Annotated in this window: 1 protein-coding gene and 2 pseudogenes; 1 reads left to right on the forward strand and 2 read right to left on the reverse strand. The window is 59.2% G+C overall.

Features of this window, described 5'->3' with window-relative positions:
* Positions 1 to 127: 127 nt before the first annotated feature.
* Positions 128 to 355: pseudogene (locus K359_RS65640) on the reverse strand (IS3 family transposase); the annotation flags it as partial.
* Between the two features lie 14 nt (positions 356 to 369).
* On the opposite strand from K359_RS65640, the pseudogene K359_RS62920 reads away from it, so the two are divergent.
* Positions 370 to 557, forward strand: a pseudogene (locus tag K359_RS62920) (IS256 family transposase); the annotation flags it as partial.
* Between the two features lie 637 nt (positions 558 to 1,194).
* Here K359_RS62920 and K359_RS0147935 read toward each other — a convergent pair.
* The coding region (locus tag K359_RS0147935; protein WP_029085245.1) for a transposase at positions 1,195 to 1,676 on the reverse strand (482 nt) is incomplete at its 5' end.

Below are 1,676 nucleotides of genomic sequence, written 5' to 3' on the forward strand. Positions count from 1 at the left end.
CGCAGCTTCTGTCCTTCTTCCATCACGTAGTGTCCACCTCACATTTGGTGGACACCTCATGCATCAGCTCTCTCAACATAAAAAGGTGCGTAGAAAGCCGCGCTTACGTCCAGAGCAAAGGCAACCCGCGCACGATCTCGCCATTCCAGCAGGTGAACTCGATCGCGTCTGAACACCAGCGCTCATTGGAGCGGCTTGTCATGATCGTTCCATCATGGGCCCGCGGGACGCGGCGCCATGTATGCCGGGCCAGCAACAAGCCGCTCTTCATCATCAGCCGGTGGACGCGCTTGGCGTTGACCGGGTCGTGGCCGGCGGATCGCCGCTCGCGCTTGAGCAGCGCGGCGATCCGCCGCTATGCGAGGTCATATCCCGAGCTTGGAAACAGCCGCGCATGAGGAACGGCTCGGTCGCTGGACGATGAACCTGGTGCTGATCAATGTGCCGGCGCGGCTGGCCGACTTCATGGCTGCGGATCTGTCCGCGCTCGTCTGGTGGTCCAAATCGATGGGTTGCATCCCGGTGACGATCTCGTGCTGGTGGCCGCGATCGGGGTTAGGGCCGCGTCTATCCGCTCACTTCCAAAGAGCCACAATCACTGTACAGAGGTGCTAGAATTAGTAGGTTCGCTGTTCTCAGCTCTCAATTAAGTGGGTAAGCACCTGAAAAGGGCAATTGACAGTGCTAAGCAAGTCAGTAACTCGCAGAAAATGGAAAGCAAACATGGCAAACTTACGCCAGGACGACAAGTCTACACCACAGCTCGCCGTGCCGGCGAGCGGTCTGCCGAGCAGACCAGTCATCGTCGGGTGAGCGGGTTGCAGGCGCTATCGCCGATTCTCGAACCTCTGAGACGTGCCGTCTTCGGCTCAGAGGCCGATTAAGTTGACGATTGCCAGCTAGCAGATTCTCATCCTTTATTCGTTCGGCCAGGCCTTTTCGGCCGCAATTCGCGTGGCAATGGACAAGACGACTGTATTCTCGAAGTTCATGCTCGAGGAGCCGTCATAGACGGCGTCTAGTGACAGACGCTCCCCGAAAACCCGAGCGCCTCGACTCACGCATGCAGGCTTCTTGTCCAATCTTCAGCAACCGCCGTGCGGCCGGATTCGCGACTAAGCAGTCGTCGGTTAAGAAGCGGGGATGTCCCGATCGGTGTTGAACTACGTCGGGCCAACGTTGCCGGAATGAATGTTACGCGGCCCTCGTGACGTGGGCAACGGGGTTGATCGTCATGCGATCGTGGCGAGCTTGAAGGGCCGCACGCAGAACCGACAATTGCTTATGCGCCTTCAATCGTCGGAAGCCCTTGTTGGCCTCGATCATGCTGGCCGCGCCCCATCGCAAGGCCATACCGGCATCCCGCCAGCGTTTGACGTTGCGCGTGACGCGGCGAATGGTGCCCATCATGTTCTCGGCGATGTTGGTACAAGCGAGCGATCGACGAAGCTCCTTCGGCAGCTTCAACCGGACGACAATCAGGATTTCGTCGAGGCCTTCGAGGATGCTGGCCGCTACGCCGGGCCATTGCTGGTCGAGTCGACGCGCGAGATTGCGGATCAATTTTTCAGCCTTGTCGGGGTCATCGAGCTCCCAGGCCTGGCGCAGCACCCGACGGGTGGCCGCATGATGCTCTTTCGGCAGGCGTTCCATGATGTTGCGCGCCTTGTGGATCT

Source organism: Bradyrhizobium sp. th-b2, assembly GCF_000426785.1.
Lineage (GTDB): Bacteria > Pseudomonadota > Alphaproteobacteria > Rhizobiales > Xanthobacteraceae > Bradyrhizobium > Bradyrhizobium septentrionale.